The 652-nt window shown below is 56.6% G+C and carries 2 rRNA genes; both read right to left on the reverse strand.

Annotated elements, in window-relative coordinates:
• Positions 1-116, reverse strand: a 23S ribosomal RNA gene (locus QSK05_RS36005); the annotation flags it as partial.
• A gap of 420 nt (positions 117-536) precedes the next feature.
• Positions 537-652: ribosomal RNA gene (locus QSK05_RS36010) — 16S ribosomal RNA — on the reverse strand; the annotation flags it as partial.

Raw genomic sequence — 652 nt, forward strand, 5'->3', positions numbered from 1 at the left:
GGAAACCCTCGAATCACAGCTCGGTTGCCAGCTCCTCGAGGCTTATCGCAGGCTCCTACGTCCTTCATCGGCTCCTGGTGCCAAGACATCCACCGTGTGCCCTTAAAAACTTACCCGACACACCCAGCATCCAAGAACAAGTCTTGAACCTGAGCGCACGAAATATGCACAGATTAAAGATGCTCACGTCCACTATACAGTTCACAAGCAACGAACACACACAACCCTCAGACCCACCAATTACCCCGACACCAGCCGAAACCAGATACGAGGCACTGTGATGAAAGGACTGCCATGCCAGTCGGCCGAAGACTCTCGTCTCCGTCCTAAGATCACGGCCCACCAGTTTGACCCGGTGGCCCGCTCCCTCAGGACCCAACAGCGCATCCCCGCTTCCATCCCCGGAAGCGAGCTCCAACCGATGTTCCACCCTGAGCAGCCACCCAGCAACATGCAATCACCAGAATTGGTGACCATCACGTGCCGGCAATGGCATTCTCTGACGCCTCACGAAGAGACGTATGAGTGCTCCTTAGAAAGGAGGTGATCCAGCCGCACCTTCCGGTACGGCTACCTTGTTACGACTTCGTCCTAATCGCCAGTCCCACCTTCGACGACTCCCTCCCCTTACGGGGTTAGGCCATCGGCTTCG

This window comes from Kineosporia sp. NBRC 101731 (assembly GCF_030269305.1).
GTDB lineage: Bacteria > Actinomycetota > Actinomycetes > Actinomycetales > Kineosporiaceae > Kineosporia.